Source organism: Pseudomonadota bacterium, assembly GCA_016195085.1.
Classification (GTDB): Bacteria; Pseudomonadota; Alphaproteobacteria; order SHVZ01; family SHVZ01; genus JACQAG01.
In genome coordinates, this window is sequence record JACQAG010000026.1 from 217693 (window position 1) to 239950 (window position 22258).

Genomic DNA, 22258 nt, shown 5'->3' on the forward strand with positions numbered 1-22258 from the left:
CGCGGACCGGTCGCCGATCTCCGGTATCATAATACCGTACTAGAAAACCCCGGAATTACCGGCCTTTCTGGTTGACATCCGCCGTTCATCTGCCATTATCCCGGCCCTTCGAAGAGGGGCGGCCGCGCCGGCTTTTCCCCTCGAGCGTATTCCCCATGAGGACCACAATGAAGACCTACTCCGCCAAGCCGGCCGAGGTCCAAAAGAAGTGGGTGTTGGTCGACGCCGAGGGCGTCGTGCTGGGCCGTCTGGCTTCCGTGCTCGCCAGCCGGCTGCGCGGCAAGCATCTGCCCACCTTCACCCCGCATGTCGATTGCGGCGACAACATCATCGTCATCAATGCCGAGAAGGTGAAGCTCACCGGCAAGAAGCTCGCCGACAAGGTATTCCATTGGCACACCGGCCATCCCGGCGGCGTCAAGGAGCGCACCATGGCGCAGCGGCTGGGCGGACGGTTCCCCGAGCGCGTCGTCATCAAGGCGGTGGAGCGGATGATCACCCGGGGACCTTTGGGTCGCAAGCAGATGGGCAATCTCAAGGTCTATGCCGGGCCGGAGCATCCGCACGAGGCGCAGAAGCCGGAGGTGCTCGACGTGGCGGGCATGAATCCGAAGAACAAGAGGAGCATCTGAGATGGCGGAGCTGAAGGAAGCGCTCAGGAGCCTCAAGGCCGAGGAGGCGGTCGTTGCCGCTCAGGAGACGCAGCCGAAGATCGACGCCCAGGGCCGTGCCTACTCCACCGGCCGGCGCAAGAACGCCGTGGCGCGGGTCTGGATCAAGCCCGGCATCGGCCGTTTCACCGTCAATGGCCGCGAGAGCGAGGTGTATTTCGCCCGGCCGGTTCTGCGCATGCTGCTGAGCCAGCCCTTCGAGTCGGCCAACCGCAAGAACCAGTTCGACGTTTGGTGCACCGTCGTCGGCGGCGGTCTCTCGGGCCAAGCCGGCGCCGTCCGCCACGGCATCAGCCGGGCACTCAGCCTGTACGAACCGTCGCTCCGGGCGGTTTTGAAGCGCGGCGGCTTTCTCACCCGCGACAGCCGCGTGGTCGAGCGCAAGAAATACGGCAAGGCCAAAGCCCGCCGCAGCTTCCAGTTCTCCAAGCGCTAACCATACATCTTCATATTTGTCCGTATTACCAAGGGGTTGGTCAATTGGCCAACCCCTTTTCGATTTTCGGATCATTTTCACAAAATTGTTGCGGCCGCAGCCGCCAGTTGCCGCGTCTTACGAATGTCTTCGTAAGCGGGAGCGGCGCGTGGACATTTGCATGAACGTTCTTTTATTCTGCGAGGGGTCACCTAAGAACTAAAAGACGTTTCGTGGGAGGGAGTTCATGACGGTCGCGCCTCAGGCACAGGTTCGCGCGCTTGCGTCCGATACGACGCGGTGGGGTCAGCTGATTATCGGCATCACCTGCATGGTGATGATCGCGAATCTGCAATATGGCTGGACACTCTTCGTCACTCCGATCGATCAGAAGTACCACTGGGGTCGGGCCGCGATCCAAGTCGCCTTCACCATCTTCGTCGTCACAGAAACCTGGCTGGTGCCGCTCGAGGGCTACCTCATCGATCGGTTCGGTCCGAAGGTGATGGTCTCCGGTTCCGGTGTCCTGGTCGCGATCGCGTGGATGATCAACGCCTATGCCGACTCGCTGACTCTGCTCTATCTCGGCGCGGCCATCGGTGGCGTCGGTGCGGGCGTCGTCTACGGCGCTTCGGTGGGCAACGCGCTGAAATGGTTCCCGGACCGCCGCGGTCTCGCCGCTGGTCTAACCGCGGCCGGCTTCGGTGCGGGTTCGGCGCTGACGGTCGTGCCGATTGCGAACATGATCGGATCGAGCGGCTACGAAGCGGCATTCTGGTGGTTCGGTATCGGCCAGGGCCTCATCGTCGTTGTCGTGGCGCTGCTCATGCGCGCGCCCGAGCGGGGCGAAGTCCCAGCGCCGACGGCGCCGGCGGTGCAGCAGACAAGGCGGGATTACGGACCGGCAGAGGTGCTGAAGACGGTGCCGTTCTGGGTCATGTATGTGATGTTCGTCATGGTCGGAACCGGCGGACTGATGGCGATCGCTCAGCTCGCGCCGATGGCCAGGGATTTCAAGGTCGACGCCATTCCCGTGGCGATCCTCGGCCTGACGCTGCCGGCCTTGCAGTTTGCTCTTTCGATCGATCGCATATTGAACGGCATCTGCCGGCCGTTCTTCGGCTGGGTGTCCGACCATATTGGGCGTGAGAACACGATGTTCATCGCCTTCCTGATCGAAGGCATCGGCATCTACGCGCTCATACAGTTCGCAGCCGATCCGTTGGCTTTCGTGCTTCTGTCGGGGCTGGTGTTCTTTGCTTGGGGCGAGATCTATTCCTTGTTCCCGGCGACCTGCACCGACCTCTATGGCCGCACCTATGCCACCACCAATTACGGGATGCTCTATACAGCGAAGGGGACGGCGGCGCTCCTGGTGCCGCTGGGGAATGTGCTGACCACGGCGACCGGAAGCTGGACGGCGGTGTTCATCATCGCCGCGATCCTCAATATCGTCGCCGCGATCATGGCTCTGGTCGTGCTGAAGCCGATGCGGCAACGGGCGATGGCGAAAGGATGACCGGCCACGGTGGCGGGGCCCTCTGCACGCGATGATCCCGCCTCTTGCATCGGCGGTTCGCCGAGCTGCGGTCAAGAGATGCCGCCGCCCCGAATATAGATCGTCGTCTTAGGCCAGTTGCGAATTTAGGGGCCGCCGCGCTCGTCGCCGATCACGCCGGTGGGGCACCCGGCGCCGCGGCATGACCGCGAACAAGCAGGGTGACCGTCATGGGCGGCACTGCGCCACCACTCGTTTGTCCCGCCGTCTGGCCGAGCTTGTGTGGCCACTCGTATCTGGTATACAAAATACCTACTGCGGGCCCTAATAACAAACCTGGTCGCGCGTGGCCCGCCCGGAGGAAGGCATAACCACCATGGCTGCGGTGAGATTGGCCATCGATCCGATCGAGGCCGAACCCAGCTTTGGCGACCGCGCTTATGCGGCGCTCAAGCGCGCGATCACGAGCGTGGATATCTATGCGACCCGCGACGAGATCCGGTTGGACGAGCGCCAACTCTCGCACAGCCTCGGGATCAGCCGCACGCCGATCCGCGAAGCGCTGAATCGGCTGGAGCAGGAAGGTTTCATCCGCTCAGTGCCGCGCCGCGGCATGTTCATCGTCCGTAAGACCAAGCCCGAGATCCTCGATATCATCCACGTGTGGGCCGCGCTCGAGAGCATGGCGGCGCGTTTGATCACCCTGCACGCGACGGACGAGGAGATCGCAAGTCTGCGCCGGCTGTTCACCAATTTCGAGGACCAAGAGCCGCGCCTCCACATCGACGAGTACTCCGAGGCCAATATCCGCTTCCATCAGGCCATCGTTAACCTCAGCAAGAACAAGGTTCTGATCGACACGATGGAGAACCTGTTCGTGCACATGCGCTCGATCCGACGGCGGACGATTTCGGAAGACGACCGAGTGACGCGCTCGATCATCGATCATATGAACATCATCGAAGCACTGGAGAAGCGCCAGACGGAGCGCGCGGAGCAACTGGTGCGCCGGCATAGCCTCGACCTTGCCACGCACGTGGAAAAGCACGTCGATTACCTGGATTGAGCCAATCAATCCACCGCGGCCGCATGAACCGCCGCGGAATCAGACTTTGAGGAGAAACGACCATGGCCGTAGGAACCGCAAAGGAAAAAGAAAAAGGAGGCGCCGCGACGGCAGAGGCCACGCAGGACCTGACGGATGGCTTTCACCTCCTCATCGACGCGCTCAAGCTGAACGGCCTCAACACCATCTACGGCGTGCCGGGCATCCCGATCACGGATTTCGGCCGCATGGCGCAGGCGTCGGGCATTCGCGTGCTCTCGTTCCGCCACGAACAGAACGCCGGCTACGCGGCTGCGATCGCCGGCTTCCTGACCAAGAAGCCCGGCGTCTGCCTCACCGTGTCGGCACCCGGCTTCCTCAACGGCCTGACAGCGCTCGCCCACGCCACGACCAACTGCTTCCCGATGATCCTCATATCGGGCTCGTCCGAGCGCGAGGTCGTCGATCTGCAGCAGGGCGACTACGAGGAGATGGATCAGCTCGCCATCGCCAAGCCGCTGTGCAAGGCGGCGTTCCGCGTGCTGCATGCCGCCGACATCGGCATTGGCCTCGCGCGCGCGATTCGCGCCGCCGTGTCGGGTCGTCCGGGCGGCGTCTACCTCGACCTGCCGGCCAAGCTGTTCGGACAGGTCATGAATGCCGAGGCCGGCAAGAAATCGCTCGTCAAGGTCATCGACGCGGCACCGGCCCAGATTCCCGCACCCGCCGCGGTCAAGCGCGCCCTCGACGTGCTGAAGAGCGCCAAGCGTCCCCTGATCATCCTCGGCAAGGGTGCTGCCTACGCGCAGGCCGACGCTGCCATCCGCACGTTCGTCGAGAAGATGGGCGTTCCGTTCCTCCCCATGAGCATGGCCAAGGGCCTGCTGCCCGACACGCATCCGCAATGCGCGGGGGCCGCGCGGTCGACGGTGCTGAAAGGCGCCGACGTCGTGATGCTGATCGGTGCTCGCCTCAACTGGCTGTTGTCGCACGGCAAGGGCAAGACCTGGGGTGATGCGCCGAAGAAGTTCATCCAGATCGACATCGAGCCCAAGGAGATGGACAGCAACGTCGAGATCGCCGCCCCTGTGGTCGGCGATATCGGCTCCTGCGTCGCGGCGCTCCTCGAGGGGATCGGCGGCATTTGGCCGGCCGCACCGGCCGACTGGATCAGCGCCGTCAAGGCGAAGCGCGAAGAGAACGTCGCCAAGATGGCGCCGCGCCTGATGAACAATAACTCGCCGATGGACTATCACGGCGCGCTCGGCGTGCTGCGGACCATCATCAAGGAGCGGCCGGACGCCATCCTGGTCAACGAAGGCGCGAACACGCTCGATCTCGCGCGCGGCGTCATCGATATGTACAAGCCGCGCAAGCGTCTGGACGTCGGCACCTGGGGCGTCATGGGCATCGGCATGGGCTCCGCCATCGCCGCGGCCGTCGAGACCGGCAAGCCGGTGCTGGCGGTCGAAGGCGACAGCGCCTTTGGCTTCTCGGGCATGGAGGTGGAAACGATCTGCCGCTACGACCTCCCGGTCTGCGTCGTCATCTTCAACAACAGCGGCATCTATCGCGGCACCGACGTCAATTCGACCGGCTCCGATCCCGCGACGACCGTGTTCGTCAAGGGTGCCCGCTACGACAAGATGATCGAGGCGTTCGGCGGCGTCGGCGTCAATGCGACGACGCCGGACGAGCTGAAGCGCGCCGTCAACGAGGCGATGGACTCCGGCAGGCCGACCCTCATCAACGCGGTGATCGATCCGGCCGCCGGCAGCGAGAGCGGCCGCATCGGCAACCTCAATCCGCAAAGTGCGCTCAAGAAGAAATAACCCTTATCCGGGCGTGGCGCGGCCCGACACGGTGCGCTGAACCGGAATCCAAATTGATCGAGTTCGGAGGATTAAGAGATGGCCAAGAAGAAGTCCGCCCGCGGCAAGACCAAGGCAGCCACGCGTAAAGCCGTGAAGCACTCCCGCAAGCCGGCCGTGAAAGCCAAGGCAAGAGCCGCGGCCAAACCGAAGACCAACGGCAACGCCCCGCCGAAGCCGACGACGAAGGCCTTCGGCCAGGCCGGCAAGGCGCTCGACGGCGTGCGGATACTCGACTTCACCCACGTCCAGTCCGGCCCGACCTGCACCCAGCTCCTCGCCTGGCTCGGCGCGGACTGCATCAAGATCGAGCGTCCGGGTGTGGGCGACATCACGCGCGGGCAGCTTCGCGACGTGAAGGGCGCCGACTCTCTCTACTTCACCATGCTCAACTCCAACAAGCGGTCGATCACGATCGACAGCAAGCATCCCAAGGGCAGGGAGATCCTCGACCGCTTGATCAGGGAATGCGACGTGCTGGTGGAGAATTTCGCCCCCGGCGCGCTCGATCGCATGGGCTTGACCTGGGAGCACATCCACAAGCTCAACCCGCGCATGATCGTCGCATCGGTGAAGGGCTTCGGTCCCGGCCCCTACGAGGAATGCAAGGTCTACGAGAACGTGGCCCAGTGCGCCGGCGGCTCGGCGTCCACCACCGGCTTCCGCGACGGTCCGCCGCTTGTGACCGGCTCGCAGATCGGCGACTCGGGCACGGGTCTGCATCTGGCGCTCGGTATCGTTGCCGCACTCTATCAGCGCAACCGCACCGGCCGCGGCCAGCGCGTGCTCTGCGCCATGCAGGACGGCGTGCTCAACCTCTGCCGCGTGAAGCTGCGCGACCAGCAACGCCTCAAGCATGGCCCGCTCGACGAGTACAGCCAATACGGCGAGGGCGTGGCATTCGGCGAGTCGGTACCGCGCGCCGGCAACGACTCCGGCGGGGGCCAGCCCGGCTGGATCCTGAAGTGCAAGGGCTGGGAGAGCGATCCCGACGCCTACATCTACTTCATCACCCAGGCGCCGGTGTGGGGGGAGATCTGCGATCTCATTGGCAAGCCGGAGTGGAATGCCGATCCTAATTTCGCCACCCCGCCGGCGCGGCTGCCGCGGCTAAGGTACATTTTCAATACCATCGAAGAATGGACCATGACCAAGACCAAGTTCGAGGTCATGGAGCTGTGCAACGCCGTGGATATCCCGGTCGGGCCCATTCTCTCGATGAAAGAGATCGCCGAGGAAGAGTCGCTGCGCAAGACCGGCACGGTGGTTGAGGTCGATCACCCCACGCGCGGCAAGTATCTGACGGTCGGCAATCCGATCAAGCTGTCGGACTCGATCTCGGAGGTGAAGCGTTCGCCGCTGCTGGGCGAGCACACCGAGGAAATCTTGACCAAGGTGCTTGGCTATTCCGCCAAGGAGCTGGCTGAGATCAAGACTTCGGGCGCGATCACCGCTCCGGAGAAGCCGAAGGCCGCAGCGGCGTAGTTTTCCTCCCCTGCCGGCTGCGAGAGGGGGCGGCGTCCCCGCTCGGCAAGCGGGACGAGGCGAAGAGACCATTCGGGTGGGAGGAGCATCGATGCGTATCGTGGTTCACGGCCAGCAGGCCTTCGGCAAGGCCGTGCTGGAGGCGCTCATCAAGCGCGGCGAGACCGTCATTGCCGCCTACGTCGCCCCGGAGAAAGAGGGCGCGAAGGCCGATCCGCTCAAGGAAGCGGCCATTGCGGCGAAGCTCCCGGTCTATCAGCCCGCCTCATACCGCAAGCCGGAGGTGTGGGAAGAGTTCAAGGCGCTCAAGCCCGACCTGCAGGTGATGGCCTTCGTCACGCTGTTCGTGCCGGAGGAGTTCCTCAACATCCCGACCCACGGCTCGATCCAGTATCACCCCTCGCTGCTGCCGGCCTATCGCGGGGCTTCCGCGATCAATTGGCCGATCATCAAGGGCGAGAAGGAAACCGGCCTGTCGATCTTCTGGCCCGACAACGGGCTCGATACCGGCGACGTGCTCCTCCAGAAGAAAACACCGATCGGTCCGACCGACACGCTGGGCACCGTCTATTTCGATCGGCTGTTCCCGATGGGCGTCGAGGCGCTGATGGAGTCGATCGATCTGGTGAAGGCCGGCAAGGCGCCGCGCGTCAAGCAAGACGAGTCGAAAGCCACATATGAGGGCCGTTGCGGGGCGGACAACGCCCACATCGACTGGGGCAAACCCTGGGAGCAGATCGACCGCCTCATTCGAGGGTGCAGTCCGGCACCCGGCGCGTGGTCGACGCTCGACGGCAAGGTGGTGCGGATCTTCGAGGCGAAGCCGCTGCCGGCGAAGGACCCGAAGGGCATCGCGGGCAAGATGGGCGAGATCGTCGCGGTCGAGGCAGACGGGGTCACCGTGGTCTGCGCCGACGGCCGCTTCAAGGTCATGCGCGTGCAGCCCGCCGACGGCAAGAAGATCGGCGCCGGCGAATGGGCGGCATCGGCCAAGCTCGTGACCGGAGCGAGGCTCACCTAGCCTCTCCGCCATCTAGTACCGGCTTTCGTAGAAAGTCGGTACAAATCGCTTTAGGCAAGTACCTGATTCACGCGCAATTTCGTGAGTCGTGGTCGACTCACGAAATCGCGCGATCAGGTACTAGATCGAGATCTCTGTCGCCCTCAGCGCCTTCCTCCTGCGCCGCGTTGGCATGGATGGGGATGGCCACATTGTAGGATCGGGTCCATGAGCGGTCTCATTCTGCCCTTCATGGGCATCTCGCCCAGGATCGCGGCGGATGCCTATATCGCCGAAACCGCCGCCGTGATCGGCGACGTCGAGGTGGGATCCGAGGCGAGCCTGTGGTTCGGCGTGGTCGCCCGCGGCGACTACGCCAAGATCCGCATCGGCGCCCGCACCAATGTGCAGGACGGCACCATCATCCACATCGACCGTGCCCCGATCGATACCGTTATCGGCGCCGACATCCTGATCGGGCACGCGGCCGTGATTCATGCCTGCACCCTCGAAGACCGTTGCTTCGTCGGCATGAAGGCCTGCGTCATGGACGGAGCGGTGGTCGAAACCGGCGCCATGGTCGCCGCGGGGGCGCTCGTCACGCCGGGCAAGCACGTGCGGAAGGGCGAGCTCTGGGCGGGGAACCCGGCGAAGTTGCTGCGGCCGCTCAGAGCCGATGAAAGCGAGAAGCTGACAGAGGCTGCGGCGCACTACGTCGAATTTGCACGTCAGTTCCGCAAGGAGCAGGAGGCGCGGCTGAGGGCGCAGGCGGCGCAGTAGCGCGCCTCAAATCAAGTCGCTCAAGATCCCCACCAGGAAGTCCTTGATCCCCGGTGCCGCCGCCATGATCGGGTTGCCCCGCGTCAGACCTTCGCCGGCGAGGAAATCGTTGGTCCAGCCGCCGGCCTCGCGCACCATCAAGATGCCCGCCAGCACGTCCCAGGAATTGATGTGCAATTCGGCGGCACCATCGAGCCTGCCGTCGGCGACATGGGCGAGGCTGAGCGCGCCGGCGCCGGACCGGCCCATCATGGCGCCGCCGGCGACGATGCGCTCCAGCGCCTTGAGGTAGCCCGCCATCGGCAGGCGCGGGGACCAGCCCATCTCGATCATGGCGCGGCCGGGCAGGCTCGTCTGGCTCACCCGCATAGGGCGGCCGTTGCAGGTAGCACCGTTGCCGCGCTCGGCCTGGAACAGCTCGTCCGTCGCCGGATTGTAGATGACGCCCACCTCGATCTCGCCCTCGGCCACCAGCGCGATCGAGACCGAGAAGGGTACCAGCCGACGGGCGTAGTTGGCGGTGCCGTCGATGGGATCGATGACCCAGGTGTTGCGTCCGACCGTGCCGCCGCCCTCCTCGCCGAGAAAGGCATCGCCCGGGAAGCTTCCGCCCAGGCGTTCGACGATCAGCCGCTCGACCGCGCCGTCGGCCTCGGTCAGATAGTCCTGGAGACCCTTCAGGCGAACGCCGAGCTTGGCAAGATCGCCCTGCAGGCTGAGCGCCAAGAGCCCGGCCTCGCGCGCAAGGCCGCTGGCGGCGTGGAAGCGGCGGGCGCGTTCGGTCGGTGTCATCGGCGGAACAACCGCAAGAGACGGTTCAGACCGTGGCCTTCACCCGCACATAGGAGCCGGGCGCCGGCTCGATCGCCTTCAGCTTGCCGTCGCCGGGCGCCCGCGCCTTCACCGTGCCGCCGGAATGCTCGGAGAGCCACTTCGCCCATTCCGGCCACCAGGAGCCCGGATGCTGGGTCGCCCCTTCGAGCCAGGCATCGGGCGTCGGCGGGTTCTTGTCGTTGGTCCAGTAGCCGTATTTCTCCGGCACCGGCGGATTGACCACGCCGGCGATATGGCCGGAGCCGCTCAGCACGAACTTGACCGGACCCTTGTAGATCTGCGTGCCGGCGTAGGTGGATTTCCAGGGCGCGATGTGGTCTTCGCGGGTGGAGATGATCATGGTCGGCGTCTTGACCTTGCCGAGATCGATGGGCACGCCGCTGAGGGTGATGCCGCCCGGCACCACCAGCTGGTTCTCCTGGTACATCTTGCGCAGATAGAAGGAGTGCATGGCCGCGGGCATGCGGGTCGAATCGGAGTTCCAGTAGAGCAGGTCGAAGGGGAAGGGGTCCTTGCCGAGGAGGTAGTTGTTGACCACGAAGGACCAAATGAGATCGTTCGCCCTGAGCATGTTGAAGGTGGTCGCCATCGACGAGCCTTCGAGATAGCCCGTCTTGCTCATCTTCTCTTCGAGCGCGGTCAGCTGCTCCTCGTCGATGAATACCGAGAGCTCGCCCGCTTCGGCGAAATCCACCATGGTGGTGAAATAGGTGGCACTCTTGAAGCGGGTGTCCTTCTTCGACACCATGTAGGAGAGCGTGCTGGCCAGGAGCGTGCCGCCGAGGCAGTAGCCGATGACATTGACCTCGCGCTCGCCGGTGGCCGCCTCGATCGCATCCAGCGCCGCCAGCGGCCCTTCCAGCATGTAGTCCTCGAAGCTCTTGTCGGCGAGCTTGGAGTCCGGATTGACCCAGGAGACGACGAAAATGGTGATCCCCTGGCTGACCGCCCAGCGGATGAAGGAGTTCTTCTCCCGCAGATCGAGGATGTAGAACTTGTTGATCCAGGGCGGGATGATGAGCAGCGGCCGCTTCATCACCTTTTCGGTGGTGGGGGTGTACTGGATTAGCTGGAGCAGGTCGTTCTGGTAGACCACCTGGCCAGGCGTGGTGGCGATGTTCTCGCCCACCTTGAACGCCTCCATGTCGGTCATCTTGATGGCGAGCTTGCCCTTGCCCCGCTCCAGATCCTTCAGCACGTTGTCGAGACCCTTCACCAGATTCTCGCCGCCCGACTCGATCGTGGTGCGCAGCACTTCGGGATTGGTCACCAGGAAGTTCGAGGGCGCCATGGCGTCGACGAACTGCCTTGTATAGAAGTCGACCTTCTTCGCCGTCTTCGCGTCCATGCCCTCGGTTTCCTGCACCGTCGACTGCAACCAACGGGCGCTCAAGAGGTAGGACTGCTTGATGAAATCGAAGACGAAGCTTTCCTGCCAGGCGGCGTCCTTGAACCGGCGGTCTCCCTGCGGCGGGGTGATCACCGGCTCGGTCGGCTCGCCGAAAAAGCGCATGGTGGCGTTCTGCCAGAGCGACATGTAGTCGTGCCAAAGGGTCAGCTGGGCTTGCACCATGCGCGCCGGGTCGGTCATCATCCGGGCCGTCAGCTCGAAGAAGGCGGCGCCGATGTTGAGGGGGTCGGCATTGGCGCTGGCGCCGCCGGTCGATGCCTGGCGGGCCAAGAATTCCGTGACGATGCGCTGGCTCTTCTCGGCGATCTGCGCCATCGTCTTGGCGAACTCGACGGGATCCGGGAGCTTCATGGACGGACCTTGAGTGTCGGCCATTGGAGCGAGCTTTCCATCGTGGCGCGGGCTGAGAACCAAGAGCCGCACCCCGACGATAGGAAGAAGCGCCGGGTGGACCCGAACTCGCCAACCGGTTAAAACGGCTGGCAGTTGCGAGCAAATTTCATACACGAAGCAGGGTTAATTTGCACATAACAAACGGGGGCAGGCTCCTTGTGCGGCGCGGGAGGATCGACGCCGCCATTGCGCAGCTGCGAAGAACGGCGGTCGGATTGCGGGCGCTCGGTCTCGTTGGCGTGGCCTTATTGGCCGCGTGTTCGACGGTTTCCGACGTCGTTCACCCCGGGCGGTGGTTCGAAAGCGGCCCGAAGACCACCGAGAAGCCGAGCGACACGCCGCTCGCCGACGCCGAAAAAGGACCCTATCCGAATCTGGGCTCCGTGCCCGAGCGCCCGACCCGGCAGAGCACGGCGGCTGAACGCCAGAGTATGCAGAAGGGGTTGATCTCCGACCGGGACAATGCCCGCTACACCGACGAGCCGTTGCAGCCGCGCCCCGCCCAGGCGGGCCCGGCGCCGTCCCCCCAGTCTTCGACCCGACCGGCCGCGGCATACCGTCCTTTACAGGCGACGGCCTCGACCCCTGCGACCACGGCCCCAGCGACCACCGACAGCCCTGCGGCGCCGCCGCCTTCCGCCGATAGCGCCCCCCAGGCGATGCCGGCGACGAGCACGGCGAAGGCGCCGCCTCCGCCTCCGCCTGTGACGGAACCGGCTCCGGTGACCGCCTCGCCCCCGGCGCCCCCGCCCCCGGCGCAGGGGAGCGTGGCTTCGAGCCCACCCGCGCGCGCCCCAGCCCCCCCACCGGCGGCACTGCCGCCGCCGCCTTCGGGACCCGTCGCTCAGCCGGTCGCCCCGCCGCCGCCGGCGTCCGTGCCGGGACGAACCTTCACGGTGCCGGCCGCAACCCAGACCTCGGCGCCGCCCGCCCTGGGCGCGGGAGCGCCCTCGACCCTGGATCAGGTTTATCGCAACCAGCTCGCCAGATCGGCCGGCGCCGCCCCGCCGCCGGCGCAGGCTGAACCGCCGGTGCCGCCGACGCTGACGCCACCCAGGGGGGCGCTCACCCATGTCGCCCGCGGATTGCCTCCCGGGGCTGCGCCGCTGCCCCGTTTCACCTCCCCGCCGCCCGCGCTGGCAGCCGCCGTCGCCGCCGGCAGCCTCACGGCAGGAAGCGGCGATCCCGTGGCGATCGTTCAATTCGCATCCGGCTCGACCCGGCTCTCGGCCGCGGACCGGCAGGAGATCCAACGGGTTGTTGCCTGGAGCCGCCTCGGCAACGGCCTGATCCGCCTCATCGGCCATGCCGGCCGGGAGAATGTCGAGGCCGGGCGGGAGCAGGAGCTCAGGCTGTCCCTCGACCGGGCGGGAGCGGTGGCCAGCGAGCTGCTGCGCCAGGGGGTGGCGCCGGAGCGGATCACCGCGACCGGCGTCGGTGCGGCCGAGCCGCTGGTGGTCGCCGGATCGCCCCAGGCGGAGGCTCAGAACCGGCGCGTCGAGATCTTCATCATCGAGTGAGGTTTTGGCACTTTAGCCGTTCTTTACGCTCAATTTTTTGGCTGTCGCGCAGTTAAGAGTCGCGTTCAGCCAGCCCCTCGACCAACGGACCTTCTCCACGTCATGATTGCAGCCGACACCGATCGCCAACCGAGCGGGGCCCGATGACGCGGCCACTCAAGATCGCCATTGCCGGTCTCGGCACCGTCGGCACCGGCGTGCTGCAGCTGATCGCCGCCGAAGGTGCCCGCATCGCCCGTCGCGCCGGCCGCGAGCCGGTCATCGCCGCGGTCTCCGCGCGCGATCGTCGTCGCGACCGCGGGGTCGATCTCTCCGGTGCTGAATGGTTCGACGATCCCGTGGCGATGGCGGGAGAGGCGGATGCCGACATCGTCGTCGAACTCATCGGCGGCGCCGACGGAGTGGCGAAGGCGGTGGTCGAGCGGGCAATCCAGCGGCGCCGTCACGTAGTGACCGCCAACAAAGCCATGCTGGCCCTCCACGGCACTGCGCTCGCCCGCAGCGCCGAGGCGGCCGGCGTGGCGCTTGCCTTCGAGGCCGCGGTCGCCGGCGGCATCCCCATCGTCAAGGATCTGCGCGAGGGGCTGGCAGCCAATGGGCTGACGCGGGTCTACGGCATCCTCAACGGCACCTGCAACTACATCCTCTCCACCATGCGCCAGACCGGCCGCGCCTTCGACGACGTGCTCGCCGAAGCCCAGCGCCTGGGCTATGCCGAAGCCGATCCCAGCTTCGACATCGACGGGGTCGATACCGCGCACAAGCTCGCAATTCTCACCAGTCTTGCCTTCGGCTGCGAGGTAGACTTCGCCCATGTGCATGTCGAGGGCATCCGGCACGTGAGCGCGCTCGACATCGAGTACGCAACCGAGCTCGGCTATCGGATCAAGCTGTTGGGCATCGCCCGGGCGACCGCGCACGGCATCGAGCAGCGCGTGCATCCTTGCATGGTCTCGCTCGAAGCGCCGATCGCGCATGTCGAGGGGGTTTTCAACGCCGTCCACGCCGAAGGACCTTTCGTCGGACCGACCATGCATGAGGGCCGTGGCGCCGGCGCCGGGCCAACGGCATCGGCCGTCGTCGCCGACCTCATCGACATCGCCCGCGGGCGCTCGGTGCCGACCTTCGGCATGCCGGCGAGCATGCTCGCCCCGGCCAGAACCGCCCCCATGGAGCGCCATGTCGGTCCCTATTATGTGCGCCTGATGGTGGTCGACCAGCCCGGCGTGATTGCCGAGGTGGCGGCTGCCTTGCGCGACGAACGCGTGTCGATGGAGGCGGTGATCCAGCGCGCGCGCGCGCCCGACGAGCCAGTGCCGGTGGTGCTGACCACCCACGAGACGGAAGAGGCGGCGATGCGGCGCTGCCTCAAACGGATTGCCGCCCTCGGCACCGTGGTGGAGCCGCCGCGCATGATCCGCATCGAGGCCCTCTAAGCGGGATGGCGACGACAATGAAGACCAAAGAGAGGAAAGCCATGGCCAATGAGCCCGTGATGGACCGCAACTTGGCGCTGGAGGCGGTGCGGGTGACGGAGGCAGCGGCACTCGCGGCCTCCAAGCTGATGGGCCGCGGCAATGAGAAGGCGGCCGATCAGGCGGCGGTGGACGCCATGCGCCGGGCGCTCAACGGTCTTGCCATCGACGGCACTGTGGTCATCGGCGAGGGCGAGCGCGACGAGGCGCCGATGCTCTTTATCGGCGAGAAGGTCGGCCGCGGCGGGCCCAAGACCGATATCGCCCTCGATCCCTTGGAGGGCACCACCATCACCGCCAAGGGCGGGCCCAACGCCTTGGCCGTGGTGGCGATGGCGGCGGAGGGCGGCTTCCTCAACGCGCCCGACGTCTACATGGACAAGATCGCCGTCGGCGGCGGCTTCAAGGACGGCGTCGTCGATCTGGATGAGACCCCGGCCGGCAACCTCAAAAGTCTGGCAAAAGCCAAGAAGGTGGACGTCTCCGATCTCGTCGCCTGCATTCTCGACCGGCCGCGCCATGCCGATCTCATCGCCAAGGTGCGCGAGGCCGGCGCCCGCATCATGCTGATATCGGACGGCGACGTGTCCGGCGTCATCGCCACGGCCGAGCCCGGCAGCGGCGTCGACATCTATCTCGGATCCGGCGGGGCGCCCGAAGGCGTGCTGGCCGCGGCCGCTCTCCGCTGCATCGGCGGCCAAATGCAGGGACGGCTCCTGTTCCGCAACGATGACGAGCGCGGCCGTGCCCACCGTCTCGGCATCAAGGACCTCAACCGCAAATACGGGCTGTTGGAGCTGGCCAAGGGCGATGTGATGTTCGCCGCCACCGGTGTTACCAACGGCACCATGCTGAAGGGCGTGCTGCGCACCCATGTCGGCGCCCGCACCCACTCCTTGATCATGCGCTCCAAGACCGGGACGGTGCGCTACATCGAAGCCCAGCACGATTTCCGGCGGAAGCCCGGCATCGACGAGGGATGATGTGGTCGACGGGGGCGGGACGGCCAGCTTCCTCGGGGTCGAGCGCTCGCTCACCGGCCGCCGCTGGACGCCGCGCGGCGGCTCCGAGCGCGACGGGCTGGCGCTGGCGCAGCGCCTTGGCGTGCCGGAGCTGATCGGCCGTCTCTTGGCCGCGCGCGGCGTCGAAATCGACGGCGCCGAACGCTTCCTCAACCCGACCTTGCGCGCGGAATTGCCCGATCCGAGCCATTTGAAGGATATGGATACGGCCGTCCTCAGGCTCCGGCGCGCCGTCGAATTGGGCGAGGCGATCGTCGTCTTCGGCGATTATGACGTGGATGGCGCCACCGCAGCCGCACTCCTCTGCCGCTTTCTCGCCGCCGTCGGCGCCAAGGCCAGGGCCTACATCCCCGACCGGATGATCGAGGGCTATGGCCCAAATACCAAGGCGCTGCTTAAGCTCAAGGAAGACGGGGCGGCGGTGGTGATCACCGTCGATTGCGGCATCACCGCCTTCGAGCCGCTGGCGGCGGCGCGTGCAGCCGGGCTCGAGGTGATCGTCGTCGACCACCACGTGGCCGAGCCGACATTGCCGGACGCCATCGCCGTCATCAATCCGAACCGGCTGGATGAGACCAGTCCCCATGGCACGCTGGCCGCCGTGGGCTTGGCCTTCCTGTTGGCGATCGGCCTCAATCGCGCGCTGCGCGCCGCCGGCTGGTTCAAGACGCGCGCCGAACCCGACCTCATGCAATGGCTCGACCTCGTCGCCCTCGGCACCGTCTGCGACGTGGTGCCGTTGGTAGGCTTGAATCGCGTGCTGGTGGCCCAGGGCCTGAAGGTGCTGGCCAAGCGCGGCAATGTCGGCTTGGTGGCGCTCGCCGCCGTGGCCCGCATCCAGCGCGTGCCCGATGCCTATCATCTGGGCTTCGTCTTCGGTCCGAGAGTGAATGCCGGCGGCAGGGTCGGTCGCGCCGACTATGGCACGCGGTTGCTCGCCAACGACGATCCCCTGGAGGCGGCCGAGCTCGCGGCCGAGCTCGAGCGCTTCAACGCCGAGCGCAAGGCGATCGAGGCCAGGGTGCAGGAAGCGGCGATCCAGATGGTGGATGCCTCGCCCATGGCCGAGAGCGGCCTCATCTTCGCCGCCGGCGAGGGCTGGCATGCCGGTGTCATCGGCATCGTCGCGGGACGCCTGAAGGAGCGCTACAACCGCCCGGCCATCGTCGTCGCCTTGGCCGAGGGCGTCGGCAAGGGATCGGGGCGCTCGGTCGCCGGTGTGGCCATGGGGCCGGCAATCATCGCCGCACGCCAGGCCGGGCTCCTGGTGAATGGCGGCGGCCATGCCATGGCGGCGGGGTTCACGGTCGCGGGCGACAAGATCGCGGCCTTGCAGACCTTCCTCGGCGAGCGTCTGGCGGAAGCCTGCAATGCGCTCGATCCGAAGCCGGCCCTGTCCCTCGACGGTGCCTTGGCGCCGAGTGCGGCCACGCCGGAGCTGGTTGAGCTGGTGCAGCGCGTCGGTCCTTTCGGCGTCGGCAACGCCGAGCCGCGCTTCGCCGTGGCATCCGCCCGCATCATGCGCGCCGACGTCGTCGGCGAGAACCATGTGCGCTGCATCCTGGGCGGAGCGGATGGCGGCCGCTTGAAGGCGATCGCGTTCCGCAGCCTCGGCAGCGACCTCGGCCCGGCCTTGCTCAAGTCGAGGGGTGCTGCCTTGCACCTCGCCGGTCACCTGCGCCTGGATGAATGGCAAGGCCGCCGCGAGGTGCAGCTCCTCATCGACGATGCGGCGGTGGCGGGGTAGGGGGGCTCGCAGCCCCTCGACGGTGAGCCATGCCATTGCTGGAGCTACCGGTATCCGGTAGTATCTCAAAGTGCAATATGAGTGGGACGGAGCCAAGGCCGCCCTTAACCTCCGCAAGCATGGTGTGGATTTCGTCGACGCCATTGCGGCCCTCGAAGACCCGAACCGGCTCGAGGAGATTGATACGCGGCTGGTTTACGGCGAAGAACGGCTTCAGGTCATCGGAAGCGCCAAGGGCGCCGTCCTACTCGTGGTCACTACATCGCGCGACGACGGCGTGCGCAGAATCATCTCGGCCCGGAAGGCCACACGACATGAGCAAGACCGGTATTACGCGCGTGACCGTGAAACCTGGTGAGGCCGCACCGCGGGGCCGCACCGATTGGGCGCGGCTCAAGGCCATGACCGACGCCGAGGTCGAGGCGGCGGCTTTGGCCGATCCCGACGCCCAGCCGCTCACGCCGGAACAGTTGGCGCAGATGCGCCGCGTCTCGCGCGTCAAGCGCCTGCGGCAGCGTCTCGGCATGACCCAGGCGGCATTCGCCGATGCGTTCCATCTGCCGATCAATACCCTCCGCGATTGGGAGCAACAGCGAAGCATACCCGACGCGCCGGCCCGGGCGTTGCTGTTGGCGATCGAGCGCGACCCGGAACTGATGCGACGCTTGCTGGCTGAAGCGGTCGAATAGCCGGCCTATGCCTCAGCTTCTCGTCCGCGACGTGCCGCAAGATGTGGTTGACGCTTTGGATCGTCGCGCCGCTGGCCATGGCCGGAGCGCCGAAGCCGAGCACCGAGCCATCTTGGAAGAAGTGCTAAGTGCCGGTCGCGCGGGTTTTCGTCAACGTGCTGCAGCGCTCCGCGAGGCCACACGCGGGCGGATCTCCGGTGAGTCCTCCAACCTCATTCTACGGGATCGCGACCGAAGATAACGGCTGCAAGCCGTAGGTTCGTCGCACTCAACTTGAATTGCCGCCAGCCACTGCATGCAGGCGAGGTGCTGCTGATCGTGGCTCAGGAGCAGGTGCAAGAGGCCGGCCGTGGTGACCGATCCGTACTCGGCGAAGTCTCCTAGACGACGCCAATCGCTCTTCGACAACCCGCCCAGCATCGCGACCGTCCATAGCCGTGCCCGTCGGAATGCAGCCATCGCCTCGGCCGGATCCTGCCCGCCATAGAAGCGCTCGCGGGCCAGCGCATAGCTGTCGATCGAGACCGGCGATGGCTTGTCCTCGCCAACCATCCGACGGAAGCGCAGGTGATAGCCATCCACCTCGATGTCGCGCAGATGGCACGCCTGCTCCAGCGCCGAAAAGGTCTCTCCGGGCATTCCATCCCAGGATTCCGGCTTCCAATCCAGGAGCTCCGCCGGGATCTGCCGGAACACCCCCTCGAAGGCCTCTGGCATCGTCGCAAGCCCGGCGATCGTCTCAGCGTTCATTGCCAGCGGAACTCCAGGGTCAACCAACAGTCTTCGGCCGACCAACGATCGGTGTGAACACTACCCCTTCACCAAATTGGCGTTGATGTAGTCGAAGTTGATGTCGTCGCCGAGGCCCGGCTTTTGCGAAAGGTGGATGTAGCCCTCGGCGTCCATGGCGTCGTCGCGGCTGTTGAGGTACTCCGGGATCTCGTCGTAGTCGATGAACGGGTGGAGCAGCCCGCGCTCATACCAGCGGCCGTTCTTCTGCACGGCGCAGAGCGTCAAGTTTCCCGAGCCGCCGCCATGCACCTCGCAATCCATGCCGAAGGACTCGGCGAGGTGGATGATCTTGAGGCTGGGGCCGATGCCGCCGACATCGTGCACGCCGGTGCGGGCGATGTCGCAGGCCCCGGCCTTGATCCACTCGGCCCGCGTGTGGAACTTGCCGTCGGCGGTCTCCGGGCCGATGACGGCGATCTCCAAATTCTGAGCGAGCCAAGCATAGGAGCTGATGGAGAACTCGTTCATCGGCTCCTCGTACCAGTAATAACCCAAGCGCTGGATCTCGCGGCCGAGCCAGAGGGCGTCGTTGCGGCTGTAGCCGTGATAGGCATCGAGCATCAGGGGCACGTCGGGGCCGACGGCTTCCCTGACGGCGGCACAGGCCTTCACGTCCATTTTGGGATCGGGCGCCCAGGAGACCGGCTTCATCCAGGTGTGAAGCTTGATCGCCTTGTAGCCGCGGTTGACCAGCCAGTCGGCATAGCGCGCGTAATCCTCCGGGGTGGCGAGACCGCCCTTCATCTCGTCCCCGCACATGGTGCTGCCATAGGCCGGCACCTTGTCGCGGTAGGCGCCGATCAGCTTGTAGACCGGCTGGCCCAGCGTACGGCCGGCCAGATCCCAGAGCGCCAGTTCGACGATGGCCAAGGTGCGGTCTGTCAATTGGCTGGTGCTGCCGCGCTGCCAATGGGCAAGACCTTGCCAAAGCTTCTCCCGGTCGAAGGGATGCTGGCCGATGAGCACGGTCTTGACGAAGCCGTCGATGAGAGACGGGCGCACCACTTCCACCGGGCTCAAGCAATGCCCCTCGCTGCCATCGTCGGCAATGATCGTGAGCAAGGCTTGGCGCACCCGGTGCGGCTCGCCCGGATGGCTGTGGCCGTCGCTGTCCTTCACCTGGCGTGAGGTGTGGAAGAAAACCCGAACCTTGACATCGACGATCTTCATCGGCGCGTATCCCCGCTTCGCATTCCATTCATGGCGGCCGGCATGTTCGGGGTTGACCTTCCCTCGGTCAAGCCGGGCCAAGGGACAGCGCGCATGCGCGGCGCATCGGCTGATCGAGACGTTGTTGCGGGCCGGGGAGACCGGCAGGGCCGTCCGGATCGCCTGAGCCGGCGCGCCAGGGCTGCGCTTGCCTTTCTCTCTCTGAGAGGCTAAGTCACCGCTCGCATTCGAGCCGGCGCCAAAAGACGCTCCGGCCCATGACGTCCCCATCGTCTAGAGGCCTAGGACACCAGCCTTTCACGTTGGTAACAGGGGTTCGAATCCCCTTGGGGACGCCACTGTGCGATTGTACGATATCGTTGCCTGCCGTTTGCGAATACCGCATCAAGCAGCCGACAGCCGCACGTGGAACTTGTTGCCGGTCGCCTGGGCGTAACGCAACAGCGTCTTGGTGCTCGGCAGCGTCTGGCCGCTCTCCAGTCTGGCAATGGTGGACTGGCTGGTCCCCATCCGGGCAGCCAGTTCAGCCTGCGAGAGGCCCGCCCGCAAACGAGCCTTGAGCAATTCGGCAGAAATCTCGAACTCCGGAGCGAGCGCGTCATACTCGGCCTTGACCTTGGGGTTGGCCAGCAGGCGAGCCTTGAGCTTCTCGAATGGGATTGTCATGTGATCTCCTTTGCTCGCCGCAGCGCAAGGTCGATCTCGGCGCGCGGCGTCTTCTGTGTCTTCTTCACGAATGCCCGAACTACGACAACCCGTCGGCCGATGGCCGTGACATAGAGCGCGCGGGCTATTCCATCGCGGCCCGTCAGCCGCAATTCCCACAGCTTCCCTTCCAAGTGTTTCACATGCGGCTCGCTCAGGCTTTCCAGCCCTGCTTGGCCAATACGCTCGGCGAGCCGAAGGAACCGCGCCTGCATGTCAGCCGGAAGGGCGGCGATTTCAGCGGCAACGGTGTCGTTCAGGATTTCAACTCGCCAAGGCACGCCCACTTATATCTCAATTTTAAGATAGGCGAAAGGGAGGCGAAGCGTAGTGGGTTCAGCGGTTTCGTCGCGCTCCTTGCCGCGCCCGGGCGTCCGATCGCGCCGATTCATAGCGCGACAGCGAAAGAATAATGCCCATCTTCATCGACCGTGGCGCGCCAGCGCTTCCGGCGGCTTGGGCGTCACTTCACGCCCTTGAGGGTTAGGTTAAAATACATTCGGCCATCCGGCCGCGGCGCGTAAGTGAGGCGGTCCGAGACGCCGTAGAGCGTCGGCTCGGTGAACATCCAGACCACCGGCGCTTGCCCGGCGACATAGGCCTCGGCTTCCGCGCACATGGCCGGCCATTTGCTCTGGTCGAATTCCTCACTGAAAGCCTTGAACATGGCGGTGAACTTGTCGTCCACCCAGCTCATGCGGTTCGAGCCGGAATTTTTCTCGACGAGCAGCAAATCCCCCTGGCAGGTGTAATCCGGGCCCGACGAGCTATTCATGAGATCGCGGAAGCCGGCGCCCTGCTTGGCGCGCATCTGCACGCTGATGGCATTGTCGATGACGCGGAAATCCTTGATCTCGATGCCGACCGCCTTCCACGCGTCGGCCATGACCTGGGCGATCTCCTTGTCCATGAGATAGGAGCCGTTGGTCGTGTCGAAATCGAGCGACAGGCGGATGCCGTCCTTGGCGCGAACACCGTCCTTGCCCGCCACCCATCCGGCGTCATCGAGCAGCTTCTTCGCTTTGGCGGGATCGTAGACGTAGGGCTTGAGGGCGGGATTGTTGTAGGGCGAATTGATCAGGTCGATGTTGCATTTGGCCATGCTGCCGAGCAGGGAGGCCGCGATCTCCTCGCAGTTGACGGCATGGTTCATGGCCTGGCGCACGCGCATATCGGCCAGGGCGGGGTGGCGGCCTTGTTTGATATTGATGAAGAGCCGCCGGTAGCTCGGCGCGACGATCACCTTCATCCCGGGCGTGCGCTCGAGATTCTGCTTGAGGTCCGCCGGCACGCCGACCATGAGGTCGGCTGATCCGGCCTTGACTTCGGCGATGCGCGCGGCGACCTCCGGAACCGCCCTGACAATGACATCCTCGACTGGCGGCTTGCCAAGCCGGTATTTGTCGAAGGCCTTCAGCACCAGGCCCTGGCCCGCCTTGTAAGACACGAATACATAACCGCCCGCTCCGACCGGCGCGAAGGCGGTCTTCTCCGGCGGGGTCTCCGAATAGTATTTCGGCGGCAGGATCGACACTTCGGGATTGACGAAGTGGGAGGTGACGATCGGATCCGGCTGGCTCATGATGATGCGCGTCGTCAGATCGTCGACCTTCTCCATGCGCTCGTAGCGCAGCGCGCCGAGCGCGAAATTGAGATCGCCCTTGCCGGCGGCGAACAATTTCTTCGCCCGGTCGAAGGTGAAGACGACGGCGTCCGCATTGATCGGCTCGCCATT

The 22258-nt window shown here is 65.5% G+C and carries 22 protein-coding genes and 1 tRNA gene; 16 read left to right on the forward strand and 7 right to left on the reverse strand.

What is annotated here, in order from left to right; genetic code table 11:
* Positions 1-155 precede the first annotated feature (155 nt).
* From rplM to HY058_08680, 8 genes are all read left to right on the forward strand, one after another.
* Positions 156-632: a 50S ribosomal protein L13 gene (rplM, locus tag HY058_08645; GenBank protein MBI3497358.1), complete on the forward strand. Its 477-nt coding sequence runs from the start codon at positions 156-158 to the stop codon at positions 630-632.
* Position 633: 1 nt separating this feature from the next.
* Positions 634-1107, forward strand: a complete 474-nt coding sequence (gene rpsI, locus HY058_08650; GenBank protein ID MBI3497359.1) for a 30S ribosomal protein S9 — start codon at positions 634-636, stop codon at positions 1105-1107.
* A 226-nt stretch (positions 1108-1333) separates the two neighbouring features.
* Complete coding sequence (gene oxlT, locus HY058_08655) at positions 1334-2605, forward strand: oxalate/formate MFS antiporter (protein MBI3497360.1); 1272 nt, start codon at positions 1334-1336, stop codon at positions 2603-2605.
* 355 nt (positions 2606-2960) lie between these two features.
* Complete coding sequence (locus tag HY058_08660; GenBank protein MBI3497361.1) at positions 2961-3650, forward strand: GntR family transcriptional regulator; 690 nt, start codon at positions 2961-2963, stop codon at positions 3648-3650.
* A gap of 62 nt (positions 3651-3712) precedes the next feature.
* On the forward strand, positions 3713-5461 hold the full coding sequence (gene oxc, locus HY058_08665; GenBank protein MBI3497362.1) for an oxalyl-CoA decarboxylase: 1749 nt from the start codon (positions 3713-3715) through the stop codon (positions 5459-5461).
* A 78-nt stretch (positions 5462-5539) separates the two neighbouring features.
* Entirely contained in the window at positions 5540-6985 is a 1446-nt protein-coding gene (gene frc / locus HY058_08670) for a formyl-CoA transferase (GenBank protein MBI3497363.1), read from the forward strand.
* Positions 6986-7076: 91 nt separating this feature from the next.
* Entirely contained in the window at positions 7077-8006 is a 930-nt protein-coding gene (locus HY058_08675) for a methionyl-tRNA formyltransferase (GenBank protein MBI3497364.1), read from the forward strand.
* A gap of 207 nt (positions 8007-8213) precedes the next feature.
* The gene (locus HY058_08680) at positions 8214-8765 is read left to right on the forward strand and encodes a gamma carbonic anhydrase family protein (protein ID MBI3497365.1); all 552 of its coding nucleotides are present in this window, start codon (positions 8214-8216) and stop codon (positions 8763-8765) included.
* A gap of 6 nt (positions 8766-8771) precedes the next feature.
* Here HY058_08680 and HY058_08685 read toward each other — a convergent pair whose 3' ends face one another.
* Together HY058_08685 and phaC are read right to left on the reverse strand one after the other, a co-directional pair.
* Positions 8772-9557, reverse strand: coding sequence for an inositol monophosphatase (locus HY058_08685; GenBank protein ID MBI3497366.1), 786 nt, complete (start codon positions 9555-9557; stop codon positions 8772-8774).
* Positions 9558-9582: 25 nt separating this feature from the next.
* Complete coding sequence (gene phaC, locus HY058_08690; GenBank protein ID MBI3497367.1) at positions 9583-11385, reverse strand: class I poly(R)-hydroxyalkanoic acid synthase; 1803 nt, start codon at positions 11383-11385, stop codon at positions 9583-9585.
* A gap of 914 nt (positions 11386-12299) precedes the next feature.
* On the opposite strand from phaC, the gene HY058_08695 reads away from it, so the two are divergent.
* From HY058_08695 to HY058_08725, 7 genes are all read left to right on the forward strand, one after another.
* Positions 12300-12923 carry an OmpA family protein gene (locus HY058_08695; GenBank protein ID MBI3497368.1) on the forward strand — a complete coding sequence of 208 codons (624 nt, stop codon included), beginning with the start codon at positions 12300-12302 and terminating at the stop codon, positions 12921-12923.
* 143 nt (positions 12924-13066) lie between these two features.
* Positions 13067-14359, forward strand: coding sequence for a homoserine dehydrogenase (locus tag HY058_08700; GenBank protein ID MBI3497369.1), 1293 nt, complete (start codon positions 13067-13069; stop codon positions 14357-14359).
* A gap of 41 nt (positions 14360-14400) precedes the next feature.
* Positions 14401-15381, forward strand: a complete 981-nt coding sequence (glpX, locus tag HY058_08705; GenBank protein MBI3497370.1) for a class II fructose-bisphosphatase — start codon at positions 14401-14403, stop codon at positions 15379-15381.
* A gap of 1 nt (position 15382) precedes the next feature.
* The gene (recJ, locus tag HY058_08710) at positions 15383-17167 is read left to right on the forward strand and encodes a single-stranded-DNA-specific exonuclease RecJ (protein ID MBI3497371.1); all 1785 of its coding nucleotides are present in this window, start codon (positions 15383-15385) and stop codon (positions 17165-17167) included.
* 70 nt (positions 17168-17237) lie between these two features.
* The gene (locus HY058_08715) at positions 17238-17525 is read left to right on the forward strand and encodes a BrnT family toxin (GenBank protein MBI3497372.1); all 288 of its coding nucleotides are present in this window, start codon (positions 17238-17240) and stop codon (positions 17523-17525) included.
* Positions 17526-17568: 43 nt separating this feature from the next.
* Positions 17569-17856 carry a helix-turn-helix domain-containing protein gene (locus HY058_08720; GenBank protein MBI3497373.1) on the forward strand — a complete coding sequence of 96 codons (288 nt, stop codon included), beginning with the start codon at positions 17569-17571 and terminating at the stop codon, positions 17854-17856.
* Between the two features lie 7 nt (positions 17857-17863).
* Positions 17864-18097 (forward strand): hypothetical protein, encoded by a 234-nt coding sequence (locus HY058_08725; protein ID MBI3497374.1) that lies wholly within the window; start codon positions 17864-17866, stop codon positions 18095-18097.
* Here the strand turns inward: HY058_08725 and HY058_08730 are convergent.
* Together HY058_08730 and HY058_08735 are read right to left on the reverse strand one after the other, a co-directional pair.
* Positions 18007-18606, reverse strand: coding sequence for a DinB family protein (locus HY058_08730; GenBank protein ID MBI3497375.1), 600 nt, complete (start codon positions 18604-18606; stop codon positions 18007-18009). The two genes, HY058_08725 and HY058_08730, sit on opposite strands and share 91 nt — an antisense overlap.
* Positions 18607-18666: 60 nt before the next feature.
* Entirely contained in the window at positions 18667-19818 is a 1152-nt protein-coding gene (locus tag HY058_08735) for an enolase (GenBank protein MBI3497376.1), read from the reverse strand.
* A gap of 262 nt (positions 19819-20080) precedes the next feature.
* Here HY058_08735 and HY058_08740 point away from each other — a divergent pair.
* Positions 20081-20156: transfer RNA gene (locus HY058_08740), tRNA-Glu, on the forward strand.
* 46 nt (positions 20157-20202) lie between these two features.
* Here HY058_08740 and HY058_08745 read toward each other — a convergent pair.
* From HY058_08745 to HY058_08755, 3 genes are all read right to left on the reverse strand, one after another.
* The gene (locus HY058_08745; GenBank protein MBI3497377.1) at positions 20203-20484 is read right to left on the reverse strand and encodes a helix-turn-helix transcriptional regulator; all 282 of its coding nucleotides are present in this window, start codon (positions 20482-20484) and stop codon (positions 20203-20205) included.
* Positions 20481-20804 (reverse strand): type II toxin-antitoxin system RelE/ParE family toxin, encoded by a 324-nt coding sequence (locus tag HY058_08750; GenBank protein ID MBI3497378.1) that lies wholly within the window; start codon positions 20802-20804, stop codon positions 20481-20483. Before HY058_08750 ends, HY058_08745 begins: the two co-directional genes overlap by 4 nt.
* Positions 20805-20986: 182 nt before the next feature.
* The coding region (locus HY058_08755; protein MBI3497379.1) for a hypothetical protein at positions 20987-22258 on the reverse strand (1272 nt) is incomplete at its 5' end.

Excerpts from the sequence above, each read along its gene's own strand:
- rplM (MBI3497358.1), top strand. The coding sequence starts at position 156 with ATGAGGACCACAATGAAGACCTACTCCGCCAAGCCGGCCGAGGTCCAA.
- rpsI (MBI3497359.1), top strand. The coding sequence starts at position 634 with ATGGCGGAGCTGAAGGAAGCGCTCAGGAGCCTCAAGGCCGAGGAGGCG.
- oxlT (MBI3497360.1), top strand. The coding sequence starts at position 1,334 with ATGACGGTCGCGCCTCAGGCACAGGTTCGCGCGCTTGCGTCCGATACG.
- HY058_08660 (MBI3497361.1), top strand. The coding sequence starts at position 2,961 with ATGGCTGCGGTGAGATTGGCCATCGATCCGATCGAGGCCGAACCCAGC.
- oxc (MBI3497362.1), top strand. The coding sequence starts at position 3,713 with ATGGCCGTAGGAACCGCAAAGGAAAAAGAAAAAGGAGGCGCCGCGACG.
- frc (MBI3497363.1), top strand. The coding sequence starts at position 5,540 with ATGGCCAAGAAGAAGTCCGCCCGCGGCAAGACCAAGGCAGCCACGCGT.
- HY058_08675 (MBI3497364.1), top strand. The coding sequence starts at position 7,077 with ATGCGTATCGTGGTTCACGGCCAGCAGGCCTTCGGCAAGGCCGTGCTG.
- HY058_08680 (MBI3497365.1), top strand. The coding sequence starts at position 8,214 with ATGAGCGGTCTCATTCTGCCCTTCATGGGCATCTCGCCCAGGATCGCG.
- HY058_08685 (MBI3497366.1), bottom strand. The coding sequence starts at position 9,557 with ATGACACCGACCGAACGCGCCCGCCGCTTCCACGCCGCCAGCGGCCTT.
- phaC (MBI3497367.1), bottom strand. The coding sequence starts at position 11,385 with ATGGCCGACACTCAAGGTCCGTCCATGAAGCTCCCGGATCCCGTCGAG.
- HY058_08700 (MBI3497369.1), top strand. The coding sequence starts at position 13,067 with ATGACGCGGCCACTCAAGATCGCCATTGCCGGTCTCGGCACCGTCGGC.
- glpX (MBI3497370.1), top strand. The coding sequence starts at position 14,401 with ATGGCCAATGAGCCCGTGATGGACCGCAACTTGGCGCTGGAGGCGGTG.
- HY058_08720 (MBI3497373.1), top strand. The coding sequence starts at position 17,569 with ATGACCGACGCCGAGGTCGAGGCGGCGGCTTTGGCCGATCCCGACGCC.
- HY058_08725 (MBI3497374.1), top strand. The coding sequence starts at position 17,864 with ATGCCTCAGCTTCTCGTCCGCGACGTGCCGCAAGATGTGGTTGACGCT.
- HY058_08730 (MBI3497375.1), bottom strand. The coding sequence starts at position 18,606 with ATGAACGCTGAGACGATCGCCGGGCTTGCGACGATGCCAGAGGCCTTC.
- HY058_08735 (MBI3497376.1), bottom strand. The coding sequence starts at position 19,818 with ATGAAGATCGTCGATGTCAAGGTTCGGGTTTTCTTCCACACCTCACGC.
- HY058_08745 (MBI3497377.1), bottom strand. The coding sequence starts at position 20,484 with ATGACAATCCCATTCGAGAAGCTCAAGGCTCGCCTGCTGGCCAACCCC.